The organism is Nocardia mikamii NBRC 108933 (genome assembly GCF_001613505.1).
GTDB classification, from domain to species: Bacteria; Actinomycetota; Actinomycetes; order Mycobacteriales; family Mycobacteriaceae; genus Nocardia; species Nocardia mikamii.
Window position 1 is genome coordinate 207387 of sequence record NZ_BDCM01000017.1, and the last position, 14002, is coordinate 221388.

At 66.9% G+C, this 14002-nt stretch carries 15 protein-coding genes and 1 pseudogene; 9 read left to right on the forward strand and 7 right to left on the reverse strand.

Annotated elements, in window-relative coordinates; translation table 11 throughout:
* Window positions 1-129: pseudogene (locus NMI01S_RS36085) on the reverse strand (oxidoreductase); the annotation flags it as partial.
* A gap of 133 nt (window positions 130-262) precedes the next feature.
* Here NMI01S_RS36085 and NMI01S_RS27885 point away from each other — a divergent pair.
* From NMI01S_RS27885 to NMI01S_RS27905, 5 genes are all read left to right on the forward strand, one after another.
* The gene (locus NMI01S_RS27885) at window positions 263-1180 is read left to right on the forward strand and encodes an acetoacetate decarboxylase family protein (RefSeq protein ID WP_063001681.1); all 918 of its coding nucleotides are present in this window, start codon (window positions 263-265) and stop codon (window positions 1178-1180) included.
* A 21-nt stretch (window positions 1181-1201) separates the two neighbouring features.
* The gene (locus tag NMI01S_RS27890) at window positions 1202-2803 is read left to right on the forward strand and encodes a succinic semialdehyde dehydrogenase (RefSeq protein ID WP_063001682.1); all 1602 of its coding nucleotides are present in this window, start codon (window positions 1202-1204) and stop codon (window positions 2801-2803) included.
* 75 nt (window positions 2804-2878) lie between these two features.
* Window positions 2879-3976 carry a saccharopine dehydrogenase family protein gene (locus tag NMI01S_RS36305; protein WP_063001683.1) on the forward strand — a complete coding sequence of 366 codons (1098 nt, stop codon included), beginning with the start codon at window positions 2879-2881 and terminating at the stop codon, window positions 3974-3976.
* Window positions 3977-4049: 73 nt separating this feature from the next.
* Window positions 4050-4289 (forward strand): hypothetical protein, encoded by a 240-nt coding sequence (locus NMI01S_RS35095; protein WP_157126405.1) that lies wholly within the window; start codon window positions 4050-4052, stop codon window positions 4287-4289.
* 70 nt (window positions 4290-4359) lie between these two features.
* On the forward strand, window positions 4360-5316 hold the full coding sequence (locus NMI01S_RS27905) for an alpha/beta hydrolase (RefSeq protein WP_063001685.1): 957 nt from the start codon (window positions 4360-4362) through the stop codon (window positions 5314-5316).
* A 272-nt stretch (window positions 5317-5588) separates the two neighbouring features.
* Here NMI01S_RS27905 and NMI01S_RS27910 read toward each other — a convergent pair whose 3' ends face one another.
* The 3 genes from NMI01S_RS27910 to NMI01S_RS27920 form a co-directional block, all read right to left on the reverse strand.
* Window positions 5589-5777 carry a hypothetical protein gene (locus tag NMI01S_RS27910; RefSeq protein WP_063001686.1) on the reverse strand — a complete coding sequence of 63 codons (189 nt, stop codon included), beginning with the start codon at window positions 5775-5777 and terminating at the stop codon, window positions 5589-5591.
* 96 nt (window positions 5778-5873) lie between these two features.
* Entirely contained in the window at window positions 5874-6866 is a 993-nt protein-coding gene (locus NMI01S_RS27915) for an NAD(P)H-quinone oxidoreductase (protein ID WP_063001687.1), read from the reverse strand.
* Window positions 6867-6946: 80 nt separating this feature from the next.
* Entirely contained in the window at window positions 6947-8212 is a 1266-nt protein-coding gene (locus tag NMI01S_RS27920) for a PucR family transcriptional regulator (protein ID WP_063001688.1), read from the reverse strand.
* 127 nt (window positions 8213-8339) lie between these two features.
* Between NMI01S_RS27920 and NMI01S_RS27925 the strand changes: the two genes are divergently transcribed.
* Window positions 8340-9656, forward strand: a complete 1317-nt coding sequence (locus NMI01S_RS27925) for a YhgE/Pip domain-containing protein (protein WP_063920878.1) — start codon at window positions 8340-8342, stop codon at window positions 9654-9656.
* A gap of 45 nt (window positions 9657-9701) precedes the next feature.
* On the opposite strand, the gene NMI01S_RS27930 is transcribed toward NMI01S_RS27925, so the two are convergent.
* Window positions 9702-10277 carry a TetR/AcrR family transcriptional regulator gene (locus NMI01S_RS27930; protein ID WP_063001690.1) on the reverse strand — a complete coding sequence of 192 codons (576 nt, stop codon included), beginning with the start codon at window positions 10275-10277 and terminating at the stop codon, window positions 9702-9704.
* A 276-nt stretch (window positions 10278-10553) separates the two neighbouring features.
* On the opposite strand from NMI01S_RS27930, the gene NMI01S_RS36600 reads away from it, so the two are divergent.
* Together NMI01S_RS36600 and NMI01S_RS36605 are read left to right on the forward strand one after the other, a co-directional pair.
* Window positions 10554-10946, forward strand: coding sequence for an IS5/IS1182 family transposase (locus NMI01S_RS36600; protein ID WP_063001691.1), 393 nt, complete (start codon window positions 10554-10556; stop codon window positions 10944-10946).
* Window positions 10943-11368 (forward strand): transposase, encoded by a 426-nt coding sequence (locus NMI01S_RS36605; RefSeq protein ID WP_439956307.1) that lies wholly within the window; start codon window positions 10943-10945, stop codon window positions 11366-11368. Before NMI01S_RS36600 ends, NMI01S_RS36605 begins: the two co-directional genes overlap by 4 nt.
* 46 nt (window positions 11369-11414) lie before the next feature.
* Here the strand turns inward: NMI01S_RS36605 and NMI01S_RS27945 are convergent, their stop codons facing one another.
* Window positions 11415-12212 carry a hypothetical protein gene (locus NMI01S_RS27945; protein WP_157126406.1) on the reverse strand — a complete coding sequence of 266 codons (798 nt, stop codon included), beginning with the start codon at window positions 12210-12212 and terminating at the stop codon, window positions 11415-11417.
* 181 nt (window positions 12213-12393) lie between these two features.
* Complete coding sequence (locus NMI01S_RS27950) at window positions 12394-12729, reverse strand: MerR family transcriptional regulator (protein ID WP_063001693.1); 336 nt, start codon at window positions 12727-12729, stop codon at window positions 12394-12396.
* 63 nt (window positions 12730-12792) lie between these two features.
* Here NMI01S_RS27950 and NMI01S_RS27955 point away from each other — a divergent pair, with 63 nt between their 5' ends.
* Window positions 12793-13956 (forward strand): MFS transporter, encoded by a 1164-nt coding sequence (locus tag NMI01S_RS27955; RefSeq protein WP_063001694.1) that lies wholly within the window; start codon window positions 12793-12795, stop codon window positions 13954-13956.
* The last annotated feature ends 46 nt before the right edge of the window (window positions 13957-14002 follow it).

Sequence of the window (14002 nt, forward strand, 5' to 3'; positions counted from 1 at the left end):
GACGTGAGCGCCGACGCGGGCGAGGTGGCGCGGCGCCACCAACCCGAGCCCACTGTTCGCTCCGGTGACGGCAACGGTGCGATGTGCGAAGGTGGGAAGATCCGGCGAAGTCCGAGTAGCGCCACTCACACCCCGAATGTAAGCGACGGTAACATTGCCGTCAACAGCAGCGCCTCGATCTCCACCAATTTGTTGACAGTGCTTACATTGCTCGTTAACCTCATGTTCACGCCGTAAACATTCGCTTCGAGGAGCTGCACCCATGCCGAAGACACTGGACGAGACGGTCGAGATCGACCTGGGCGGGCGCACGGTCACCGTCCCGAAAGGCGGTCTCTACGATCGCTACCGGATGAAGACCGATCTCGATGCCGTGGCCCGAGATCCGCGGGTCAGCAGTGTGGACTTCTTCCGCCGGCTACCCAAGACCGCGGTCGAATCCAGGATCGGTCCGACGCTGACCCCGAACTTCTACTACCGCATGTCCAACGCCCGGCTGACCATGCTCGCGCGCTCACGCGCCATCCGGTCGCGCCTGCCCGAGGAGTTGGCACCCCTCGAGGTCGCCCCCGGCGTCGGGCTGGTCTCGGTCATGTTCTTCCGCTACGACGTGTGCGATATCGACTTCTACACCGAGGCGGCGGTCGGGGTCGCGGTCCGGCCGGCTCGGCACGGGCGTCTCGGCTTCACCGATCTGCTCACCGCACTCGACGACGACCACATCCACTCGTATGTGCTGTCTCTTCCGGTCAGTACCGAGATCGCCCAGGTCCGCGGGCACGACGGCTACGGTTTCCCGAAATGGGTCACCGCCCTCGACGTCGACATCGATGGCGCTCGCACCACCGCACGCGTGGCGAACACCGACGGTGGTACCGATCTGGCACTGTCGGTGGCCACACCACGACAGAAGGCACACCGCACCGGCGAACGGGTCTCGAGCCTGACCTCCTACACCACGATCGACGGAGCGTGGCATTCCACCCTGAGCCAGATCAACCTGCTGTCGGCCGGAACCGCCCTGTTCCCACGCGGGATCGACCTGACGGTCGGGCAGGGCCGGATGGCCGACGACCTGCGCTCACTCGCGCCGATCACCACCGTCCGGCTCGACGTCATGACCGAAGGCCAACTCGCGCTGCACATGCCGGCACCCACCTCGATTCCCAGCCGCAACTGACCATTCTCCGGAGAGTCCGCCATGACCACCGATCACACCTCCCCTGCCACAACCGCGCCCCGGCGCGCCGACCGGCCGCCGACTCTGACCGAGGACCTCGTCACGCGGTTGGCCCGCCGCGTGACAGCGGCGCCCGACGCTGCCCAGGTCACCAAGACCGCGCCCTACTCCGGAGCCGAGTTGACCGACCTGCCGATCTCGACCCCGGCGGACGTCGATACCGCCTTCGTCCGGGCGCGCGCCGCCCAGAAGCGCTGGGCGGCAACGTCATTCGCCGAACGTAAACGTGTCGTGTTGCGCTTCCACGACCTGTTGCTCGAACGCCGGAACGAGGCTTTGGACCTGATGCAGGCCGAGAGCGGCAAGACGCGCCGCGACGCCTTCCTCGAGGTCACCGATATCGCGATCTGCTCGCGCTACTACGCGCGCAGCGCGGCCGGCCTGCTGTCGCCCAAGCGCCGCCGCGGCGCGATCCCGCTGCTGACCCACACCACCGAATTGCGTCACCCCAAGGGTGTGGTCGCCGTCATTTCGCCGTGGAATTATCCGCTGAGTATGGCGGCGGGAGATACGATTCCGGCACTGATGGCCGGCAACTCCGTGGTCCAGAAGCCCGACACCCAGACCGCGCTGACGGCACTGTGGGCCATGGATCTGATGTACCAGGCCGGTCTACCTGCCGACGTCTGGCAGATGGTGGTGGGCCGCGGCAGCTCGATCGGCGACACCCTGATGGACAACGCCGACTACATGATGTTCACCGGCTCCACCGCGAGCGGCCGCCGCATCGCCCGCGACGCGGGCGAACGCCTCATCGGCGCTTCTCTGGAACTCGGCGGTAAGAACGCCATGCTGGTTCTCGACGACGCCGATATCGACCGCGCCGCCGACGGCGCGATCAACGCCTGCTTCCCGTCCACCGGGCAGCTCTGCGTGTCGATGGAACGGCTCTACGTGGCCGAATCTGTTCGCGCCGAGTTCGTTTCCGCATTCGTCGAACGCACCCGGAAACTGCAACTCGGCGGCGCCTACGACTTCAGCCGCGACGTCGGGTCCCTGACCACGCCGGCCCAGCTCGAGACCGTGACCGCACATGTCGACGATGCGGTGGCCAAGGGCGCGACCGTACTGGCAGGCGGCCGGCCGCGGCCGGATCTCGGACCGCTGTTCTACGAACCGACGATTCTCACCGACGTCACTCCCGACATGACGCTGTACACGCACGAAACCTTCGGTCCGGTCGTCTCCATCTATCCGTTCGACGACATCGACGACGCGATCGCCCGCGCCGACGCCACGCCGTACGGGCTCAACGCCAGCGTCTGGACCCGCGACGGCGCCAAGGGCCGGGCGGTCGCCGCCCGGCTGCACGCCGGAACCGTCAACGTCAACGACGCGTATGCGGCGGCATGGGGAAGTATCGACTCCCCGATGGGCGGCATGGGGGATTCCGGCCTGGGCCGCCGCCACGGCGCCGAAGGGATCCTCAAATACACCGAGGCGCAAACCGTTGCCCAGCAACGGATCACAGGTTTCACCCCGCCCGCCGGAATCTCCTACGACACCTGGGCCACCGGTCTGACCACTGCGCTGAAAATCATGAAACGGCTCGGCATTCGCTGAACTATCACGCACACAACGACATTCGCCGGAAATTCGGACAACTCGGACAACTCGGCCCTCGAAGGAGAAGTATCGATGAGCGGACGTATCGTGCTGCTCGGCGCCACAGGCTATACCGGCGGTCTCGTTCTGGACGCCCTTCGGCGGCGCGGGACGAAACCGGTCGTGGCCGGGCGCAACCGCACCGCGGTCGCTCGGCTCGCCGCCGACCACGGCGACCTCGAATACGCTCTGGCCGATGTCACCGACGCCGCCTCCGTGGCCGCGCTGGTCGGCCCGGGCGATGTTCTCATCACGACGGTCGGGCCCTTCGAACGCTTCGGACCCGCCGTCGCCCGGGCCGCCGCCGAGTCCGGAGCCCACTATCTCGATACGACCGGGGAAGTGGGCTTCGTGCTCGATCTGCGGCGGCAGTTGCACGACCACGCCCGGGAATCCGGGTCGGTGATGCTGCCGGCATTCGGCTACGACTATGTGCCCGGAATCCTGGCCGGCACACTCGCCGCGCAGCAGGCGGGGCCGGAAGCACGCTCGGTCGACATCGGGTATTTCGCCACCGGCCCGCTGTGGCGCGGCCTCAGCCAGGGCACCCGGACCACCATGCGCGACGGCCTCACCCTGCCGTCGCCGCGCTGGTACCGCGGTCGGCTCATCGAGGAACGCACCGCCGCGCGTGTCCGCGATTTCACCGTCCGAGGCCGACGCCGAACCGCATTCCTGGTGTCCGGCAGCGAAGTTCTGTTGCTCCCCGCGGCCTTCCCGGACCTCGACACGGTCACCGTCTACAACGGCTGGTTCCCCTCGCTCAGCCGGGCGATCCGAGTGATGTCGGCGAGTTCGGCGGTCGCGACCCGAACCGCCCTGGGCCGCAAGCTGATCGACATCGGCACCCGTCCGATGATCGGCCCGGCCGGCGGCCCCGACGCCACCGAACGCGCCCGCACCCGCAGCCATGTGGTCGCCGTCGCCTCGACCGCGAGCTCCGGTCCGCGCGCCGAGGTCCACGTCGAAGGTCCCAGCTCCTACACCCTCACCGGCGAGCTCATCGCCTGGGCCGCAGGACAACTCGCTACCCGGCCGGCGCGCACCGCCGGGGTCGTCGGCCCGGTCGAGGCCTTCGGTCTCGATACGCTGCGGTCCGGCTGCGCGGAACTCGGGCTCACCCAGGTCTGATATGGGGTTCGCGTCGCTGGCATGACTGGATCGGTCATGAGCTCATTCTCAGCAAAGCAAGTACCGACCGGAAATGCTTTCACGCGAACTACAGGCAGCCGGCCTCGATACGGCCGCAGTTGTCCGAATTCGTTTCGCCTGCAATGAAATCAAGAAAAGTGTTGCCGGTGCTTACATTGCCGGGCTAACCTGGTCACCAGCACCGCACACCTTCGAGCGAGGAGAGCTCACGCCGATGGCAACTATTCAGCGTGAAACAGTGAAGGTGGATCTCGGCGGTCACACGGTCAGTGTCCCGAAAGACGGCCTGTAGGACAGGTACCGGATGGATACCGACCTCGAACAAGCGCTGACCTCGCATCCCCATCGGAAGGAGATCGTCCATGACCGAAATCAAGCCCGTGCTCGAGCCCGAAGCCGCCGAATTCGCCAAGGCCACCGACACGCCGCCATTCCTGTACCAGCTGTCGCCGGAGGAGGGACGCAAGACCGTCGACGAGGTCCAATCCGGCGAGATCGAGATGCCGGCGATCGAGGAGGAATGGGTCACCGTCGAGGGCGGGCCGACGGGCACCGTCCCGGTACGCATCGTGAAACCCGCGGGCGCCACCGGGCCCCTGCCGGTGCTGTTCTATATCCACGGCGCGGGCTGGGTGTTCGGCAACGCCCACACCCATGACCGCTTGGTTCGCGAACTCGCGGTGGGCGCGAATGCCGCCGCGGTCTTCCCCGAATACTCGCTGTCACCCGAAGCGAAGTATCCGACGGCGATCGAACAGAACTACGCCGCCGCGCAGTGGGTGGTCGCGCACGGCGCCGAAAAAGGGCTCGACGCATCGCGTTTCGCTGTTGCGGGCGACTCCGTGGGCGGCAATATGTCCGCGGTGTTCACACTGATGGCCAAGGAACGCGGCGATATCCGCGTCAGCCAGCAGGTGCTGCTGTACCCGGTCACCAACGCCGACTTCGACACCGATTCCTACCACCAGTTCGCCGAGCACTACTTCCTCGCTCGCGAGGGCATGAAGTGGTTCTGGAACCAGTACACCGACAACGATGCTCAGCGGGAGGAAATCTACGCCTCTCCCCTGCGCGCGTCGCTCGAGCAGTTGCGTGGTTTGCCGCCCGCCCTGGTGATCACCGGCGAGGCCGACGTCCTGCGCGACGAAGGCGAGGCCTACGCCGCCAAACTTCGCGAGGCCGGGGTCGCGGTCACGCACGTGCGATTCGGCGGGATCATCCACGATTTCATGATGATCAACTCGATGCGCTCCACCCATGCCGCCACCACCGCGATCAAGCTCACGCAGGACACCCTGCGCGACGCGTTGCATCCCTGAGCAGCCGCATTCCGGCGGTGGGCGATGCGGGCACAACACCCGGCGTCCATACCGGCGGGGGCGCCGACCGGCAGCCCGCGTTCGACGGCAATGGTCGGCGAGCGAGACCGCTGGTCCGAACGTTTCGTCGTCGTAGACGATCATGTCCTCGGTGACGTCGGTCAGCACGGCCCGATCCAGCTCGAGAACGGCGAGGCCCGGCGACACGCGTTCGAGGAGATCATCGACGTCTGCCAGGTTCGCGTTATTACGCCCGCACCGCCGCGGACTAATCATGGACCGAACGCCGGCGGGGCGCGCAGCCGATCAGGGGAGACGAGCGAACTCATGTCGGCCGAACAGTCCAGCGCCGGTGAGAGTTTCATCGCCTTGGTCGCGGCGGCGAAGCGGAGCACTACACGAAGGGCCGTATTCCGTTGCTCCCGTTCGTCGTACGGGATCGGCAGCTGTACACCGGGCATCCGGCATCGGGTGCGCGGCCGGCGAAGCGTCCCGTGGCGGGCCTGTCTCGTCCAGGCGGGCCGAACAGTCTGGGGCAGCCCGCGCGGAGACTTTCGTCAGGGTTCACGGACGGTGAGCAGCACTTTGCCGACCGTGTCCGCTGAATCGAGCAGCGGGTGCGCCTGCGCGACATCGGCGATCGGAATCGTCGCGGATACCACCGGTGTGACCGTGCCCGCCGCGATCAGTGGCCAGAGTTCGCGGCGCAGCTCGGCGACGATCTCGCCCTTCGATCCGGGGCCGGTTTCCGGGCGGCGGCGCAGGTTGGTGACGTGGATCGAACCGCGCTTGCCCAGCAGCACACCGAGATTCACCTCCGCGACGGCTCCGTCCTGCAATCCGATGATCGTCAGGTCACCATCTTCGGCCAGGGTGTCGACATTGCGGCCGAGGTATCCGGCGCCCATGATGTCGAGAATCACGTCGGCGCCGCCGTATTCGTCGGTCACGACCGACACGAAATCCTGGTCCCGGTAGTTGATCAGCGTATCCGCGCCGAGCTCGCGGCAGCGCTCGAGTTTGAACTGCGAGCCGGCAGTCACCGCGACCCTGGCGCCGAGCGCCCGGCCCACCTGGATGGCATGGGTGCCGATTCCGCTGCCGCCGCCGTGGATCAGCAGAGTCTGCCCCGCGCGGAGCCCACCGGCCATGACGACATTCGACCAGACCGTCGCGGCTGCCTCCGGTAGCGCCGCCGCCTCGACCAGGCCGACCCCCTCCGGCACCGGGAGCACCCGGGTGACCGGTACGTTCACCCGTTCGGCGTAACCGCCGCCGGGCAACAGCGCACAGACGGCGTCACCAGGCCGCCAGTCCTGCACACCCGCACCGACCTCGGCGACGATGCCGGAAACCTCCAGACCCAGAATCTCGCTGGCACCCGGCGGCGGCGGGTACGCGCCCCAGCGCTGCATGATGTCGGCGCGGTTGACACCCGCCGCCACCACATCCACCGCGACCTCCCCCGGCCCGGGGGCGGGCAGGTCGTCGACCTGCGCCCACTTCATGACCTCCGGTCCGCCGAATCCGTCGAGCGTCACCGCGAACATATCGTCTCCTCGTCGATCGATCCTATGTAGACAGCGCTAACATTACCTCGAGTAAGCGCCGCTGACATCGGAGTCGGTCGTCAACCCGAGTGACCTCGGTCATGCGCACAGGCGCCCGAGCGGGCCGCCTCACCCCGCCAATGCCACACCTCGAGCGCGGCGGCGACCGCAACGACGTTGTCCGCCAACGGCTTCGGCAGAAGTTCCTCGGCACGAGCCAGACGCCGGATGATCGTATTGCGGTGGATGTACAACCGCTGCGCCGTTCGTGAGGTGTTGCAGAGGTGCTGGATGTAGACCCGCAGGATCGTCAGCGTTTCCCGATCCGCGGTCAGCAGATCCCCCAGCGTGTCCTGAACGAACTCGTCGGCCGACGCCGGGTCCCGGGTCATCAGCGCCACCACCGCGATGTCGTCGTAGCGAGCCACCTGCTGCCGCGAGGTCAGGCGCGCCAGCATCTGCTGGGTGTTCGCCGCTTCGAGATGACTGCGCCGGAACCCGTCGACTCCCCGCCCCGGCCGCCCGATGGCGATGCGGATGGCCTCGTACTGCGCGATGTCCGATGCCAACACCGCGGTGTCGATCGCGGCCGCCGTGGGCAGCCATACCCACAGCGCGTTCGCACTCGCGATCACCGTCAGCCGGTTCAGCACACCCGTGTGCCGGGTCAGCGCCTCGGCGGCCGCGTCGAGCTGTCCCGCCGCCTCGGCCGACACATCCCAGACAATCGCGGCCGTATGCGGGCCGGTGAGCCGGTAACCGAGTTGAGACTCCGCTCGCGCGGTGGTGATGGCCGTCCCCTCGAGGACCAGGGTCGCCGCCGCCAGGCGCTCGGCATGTGTGCCTCGCGTCAGGGCGCGCCGCTCGCTGTCCATCGCGACCCCGACCGCGTCGGCAATATCGTCGACATAGGTACTGATCGATCGCGCCGAGAGATCCAGCAGTTCCGGTAGGTCGGCAGGCTCGGAAGCCAGCGAAAAGCAGGTCTGCATCCACCGCCGCCACACCAGACTCTGACCGGTGCGATAGGCGTTGAGGACAGATCTGTCCAGGCCGCGGCGGGCCATATCGCGGGCACTGGCCAGCAGTTCCGGCGGCACGTCGGCGGGTACCCGCCGGCCCGGGCGCTGCATATTGTGCACCGCCCATTGCCGCAGCACGGCCACATTGCCACGCCACACCGCCTCGGCCAGCGCGGGGTCCTCGGCGATCGGGCGCAACTGTTCGCCGGTCAGCGTCTCGGCCCCGGGTCCGAACCAGGCCTCACCGGAGGTGAACGCCACCTCGGCAGCGCGCCGCCAGACCTCGGCCACCCGATGCGACGGGCGCGACCACCCTCGATCCACATGAACACTATGCACCTCCCAAGAAGAAATCGGTGGCGTTCTGACCTCGATTCGCAGGCGCGAACCGAGGATCGTCGATTCCGTTGCACGGCGACCCCCGTCCCAGAACCGTGACCAGGAGCATCAGATGAGCGACCTTCCCGAACACACCACATCCGCGCCGGCCCCGCCGCGCTCGATAGGTTTGCGATGGATCACCCCGGCTGTCGTGGTGACGGTGTTCGCATCCCTCCTCGGGCTCATGTATCTCGCCTACGTCGCGAAACCCGACCAGAACCTGCACCACTATCCGATCGCGATCGTCGACAACGACGTCGGCGACACCGCCGGGGCATCGGGTGCGCACGTGAACTACGGCCGCCAGGTACTCGACGCGGTCACCACGCACACCTCGCCCCAACGATTCGACCTGCGCGTCGTCGGCATCAACGAGGCGCAACAGCTGATGCAGGACGGCAAGGTCTACGGCGCCTTGATCGTTCCCGCCGACTTCACCAAACGACTCGGCAATCTCGGCGCCGGCTCGGTCCTGCCGGGAGATCTGCAGCGACCGACGATCACCATGCAGACCAACCCGCGCCTGGGCCCGTTCGCCACCTCGCTGTCCACCACGTTCGCGAATCAGACGCTGACGGCGGTCAACGGCGCGCTGGGACCCGAGCTCGTGGACCGGGTGCAACAGCAGGTGGGCCCGGCCACCCAACTCGGTGCGGCGGCCCGGCTGACCCTGAACGAACCCGTCCAGCCGGTCATCGAGGCCTACCACGGTATGCCGGACGGATCCGGCAAGGGACTGACCGCGTTCTTCTTCGCACTGACCGTCCTACTGGGCGGTATGACCGGGGCAATGACCATCCAGGCACTCATCGATTCGATCCTCGGCTTCGCGCCGACCGAATTCGGCCCGTTCTTCAACCATGCACCCGCAGCACCGATCTCACGCCTGCGCACGCTGCTGATCAAATGGAGCGTCATGGCCGCGGCAGCGACGCTGAGCTCCGGCGCCCTGACCGGTATCGCCACGGCATTGGGCGTGCACATGGACCGGCCGTTCGAGTTGTTCCTCTACAGCACCTTCGCGATGACCGCGGTCGGCGTCACCGCGCTGACGATCATGGCCGCCATAGGCTCGGCAGGCATCCTGATCAACCTGGTGTTGTTCGTCATCCTCGGAATGCCCTCGGCGGGTGGGACACTCCCGATCGAGGCGACACCACGGGTGTTCGAACGGCTGGCCGATTTCGAGCCGATGCGTCAGGTCTACCTGGCCGTGCGGTCGCTGATGTACTTCGACGGCAGCGCTGCGGCCGGCCTGGAACGTGGACTGTGGACGACCGCGGCAGGGCTGGCCGTCGGCATCGTCTCCGGTGTTCTGGTGACCGCCTTCTACGACCGGAAAGGCCTGACTCGCACCACCCGTGTGCCTGCCCTGCAGCCGGCATGATCACCGTGACGGCTCGGCCGGCTCGGCCGGGCCGAATCGGCTGGATCACGAAAGGCTGAGTACCGCCGACACGGCGGTGCGAACCCGTTCGGCGACGGCCTTCTTCGACGACGTGTCGAACTTCCCGTCCAGATGCAGCATGGCCAGGCCGTGCACCAGCGCCCACATCGCGGTCGCGGCCGGTTCCGGGTCCGCATCCGGAAATGCCTGCCGCACCAGCGATTCCACATACTTGTGAATCGCCTCCACCGCGGCGACCCGCTCCGGGCTGGTCGAATCGCAGGACTCGGTGAACATCACCCGGAACATTCCCGACCGAGACAACGCGAACTGGACGTAGGCGACCGCGACGTCGCCGAGACCCGCGGAGGTCACCGGGCTCGGCTGCGCCGCGGCCAGATGGACGGCCAGGTCCCGGTACCCGACCGCGGCGACGGCGGACACCAACGCATCGCGATCGGCGAAATGACGGTACGGCGCCGCGGTGGAAACACCCGCGCGCCGTGCCGCCCCACGGAGTGAGAGCTCCGACGAGCCGCCCTCCTCCAAAATCTCCACCGCCGCCCGCACCAGCGCATTGGGCAGATCGCCATGGTGGTACGGCGGTGCCGACCTTGCCATCAGAATTGACTCCAACGAGTTCCGTCATCGATTACTCGATGTTCAACGTTAGCGCCGCACCAGAAGGCAGCTCGAACGCCGGTGTCCGAGGCAGTTCGTGTCGAACGGTTCCGACCGCCCGCTAGGCAGTGTTTCGAAGTGGACGATCGGTGCGCGCGGACTGGCGGTTGATAAGTTGAAAGGTGTTGTCTGCGTTGATGGGTCGATGACTTGACGCGGCGAGATCCCCGGTAGGGGGTTCAGCGAAGAAACATCATCTGGAATACCGGAGACCTCGTGGCCAGCGTGGTGGTTACGGGGCGTGCGGATCTGACCGACGCCCAGTGGGCGCGGCTGGAACAGCTGCTGCCCCGCGGGAAGAAGGCGGGCCGCCCGCCGATGTGGACCAAACGGCAGCTCATCGACGGGATCCGATGGCGCACCCGGGTCGGGTCGCCGTGGCGAGATGTGCCGCCGAAATACGGTTCCTGGCAAGCGATCTACGGGCTGTTCCGGCGCTGGCAGCGGGCGGGGGCCTGGGTGTTGATCCTGAAAATGCTGCAGGCCTTCGCCGAGGCGGCCGGTACGATTTCCTGGCAGGTGAGCGTGGATTCCACGATCATGCGAGCGCATCAGCATGCCGCCGCGGGTGGACGACCAAGCTGCACCTGGCCTGCGAACAGGGACTGAAACCCCTGGCCTTGCTGCTCACCGCCGGTCAAGCCGGTGACAGTCCGCAGTTCGCCGCAGTGCTCGAAGCCATCGCCGTGCCCCGTATCGGGATCGGCCGAGCACGAATCCGCCCGGATCGTGTGCTTGCTGACAAGGCCTACTCTGCCCGCGCCAACCGGGAATACCTGCGCCGACGCGGTATCAAAGCGACCATCCCGATCCCGGCTGACCAGGCTGCCCACCGTCGCAAGCGTGGCTCGTCCGGCGGCAGACCACCCGCGTTCGACCCAACTCTCTACCGTGACCGCAACACCGTCGAGCGCGGGATCAACCTCCTCAAGCAACACCGGGCTGTCGCAACCAGATTCGACAAACTCGCCGTCCGCTACCTGGCCACCATCCACATCGCCGCCATTAACCAGTGGCTTCCACATCGATGAGGGGGCGGACTTGCGCCCGCCCCCTCATCGCACTTCGAAACACTGTCTAGGTGAGTTCGATGATCGGTGCTGCTCCTGGGGCGAGAATATTTGCCGTCGGATCGTGTTCGTAGAAGAGGTGCAGATCTCGTCCCCAGAGCAGTCCGAGGCCGTGGTCGATGGCCCATTCCAAGGCTGTCCAAATGCATTCCTGGCACCGTCTGTCTGAAGCGCTCATAGCCGCGATGGGGCGTGGCAGCAGTGTCGCCAGTTCACGCGTCTGCGCGGTGTTCAACCAGCCGCAGATTCCCTCGCCGAATCCGCCGCTGTCGTGCACCCAGTATCCCGAGGTGGTGTCAAGGCGCGTGAGAAGATTCTGCAGCCTGAACGATTCGCTGTCTGGTTCGGTCCACTCATCTCGATCCGGCACATGGTAATCGAACACCGCCCACGGCGACCCTCCCCCAAGACCCAGATGAGCCCAAGCACGCAGCGCCTCCCGGGTGATCACCCACTCCACCAGATCGGCCAACTGCTCATATCCCCATCTGGGCTTGTCTCGCGGCTCGTCCGGCCCAGTGAGCACGCCGTTCACGACCCAGAAATCACGACCCAAATCGCATGCGGTGAACGCGTCGTCGATATGCGCCATCACTGCTGCCAGACCCTCGAATCGACAAGGTACATACGGCTGATCAAAGAGATCCGCCCCGTCTGGGTCACTTTCCATCCCAAGCCCATGCGCCCACAGGGTCTCCAGCGAGCGCGCGATCATCGGATGTTCTTGGCCCGTCCGTAACGCGGGAACGATGACCTCGCGGAGTCGCTGCTCATCAAACGCGCAGATTCCGCCCCACACACCCATAACCGCTCCAATTACGTAGTTGTATCCACGCGATCATGCTGACCTCAATCGCGATGCCGGGCCGACTGTGGCCATCCCCTCGGCGGGAAGGCACACACCGCCAGGCACCTCGACCTCCACCAGGCTGACCGTCCTCATCGGATACTTAGCGGAGCGGTCACCCTTCACTTCGAAACACGGCCTAGGTGGTCGCGAGCAGGTCGTCCAGCAGCGACCGGGTGTGGACGAGTCGGTCGATATCACCGGTGATCCGGCGACGCTCCACCTGCAGTCGTTCGCGGCACCCGTCCAGCAGCAGGGAATCGCCGGACAGGCACGAGAGGATTTCGCCGATGAGCTCCATACGCAGGCCGGCCGCGAGCAGTGTGCGGATGTGCGCCACCGTGCGGATGTCGGAGTCGCCGAAGACGCGGTATCCGGTGGCGGTTCGCTCCGGCTTCAGCACACCTCGTTCCTCGTAGTAGCGCAGTGCGCGCACACTCACCCCGGTTCGCTCGGCCAACTCTCCGATCTTCATCCGGTGCTCCGTTCACTGTGCGGACTTGACTCTCACGTCGACGTGAGAGTTTAGCGTCCCAGCATGCTTCGACTCGGCATCCTCATATTCTGCGTATTCAGCGTCACCACCGGCGAATTCGTCGTCGCCGGGATCCTGCCCGAGGTCGCCGCCGATCTCGGCGTCACCGTCGGCGCCGCCGGCTTGCTGATCACCGCGTACGCGGTCGGCATGATCGTCGGCGGCCCGCTCCTGACCGCGATGACAGCCGGCATCGACCGGAAACGGTTGATGGTGGCGTTACTGACCGTCGCGGTCGTCGGCAACGCGGTCTCCGCTCTCGCACCCGACTTCCGATTGCTGCTGGCGGCCCGGTTGCTCACCGCACTGGTCACCTCGACGTTCTTCGCGCAGGCCGTCGTGTTCGCGGTACAGTCCGCGGCGCCCGAACGCGCCGGAACCACGGTGGCGCGGTTGGCATTCGGCATGAACCTGGCGATGATTCTCGGCGCCCCGATCGGCACCCGAATCGGCAGTCAGTGGGGGTGGCGGGCGACATTCGCCACGATCGCGGTCGCATGCCTGATCGGGCTGGTGTCGGTCGCCCGGACATTCACCTCCGTGGCCGCGGCGGAACGGACCTCGGCCGTCGCCGAGTTGCGGGTCCTGCGGCGGCCGCCGGTGCTGGTCGCGCTGGCGATCACCGCGGTCGGCAACATCGGAGCATTGATGGTGTTCAGCTACCTCGCGCCGCTGCTCACGAACCTGGGCGGCCATCCCGCCGGCCGCTTGCCGCTGCTGCTGCTCGCCTACGGCGTCGGCGCGACCCTCGGCAACCTCGTCGGCGGCACACTCTACGACCGCAATCCCCGCTTCGCCCAGCCCGCGCTGCTCGGGTTACTGGCCGTGACCTTCGTGGCAGCGTGGTTCGTCGCGACCGTCACCGCGCTCACCGTGGTCGCGGTCGTGGCGATCGGCCTGCTCGGCTTCGCCGTCATCCCCGGCATGCAGGCGCGCGTACTGCGAACCGCCGCCGCGGCCCCCACGCTGGCCATGGCCGTCAACGCCTCCGGCTACCAACTCGCCGCCGCCGCCGCGGGGCTCGCCGGCGGACTGATCGCGGACTCCCCCGCAGGCCCCCGCCTCCTCTACCTGGTCGCCGCCGGCTTCACCGCCTGCGGCCTGCTCATGACCATCACTGCCACCCGTGCGCCGCACCCCGAAGACGCAGCCGCGATGGCGGAGTGACCACGACACCACGAGCCCGCCGGTTACCGACCGGCGGGCTCGTTCG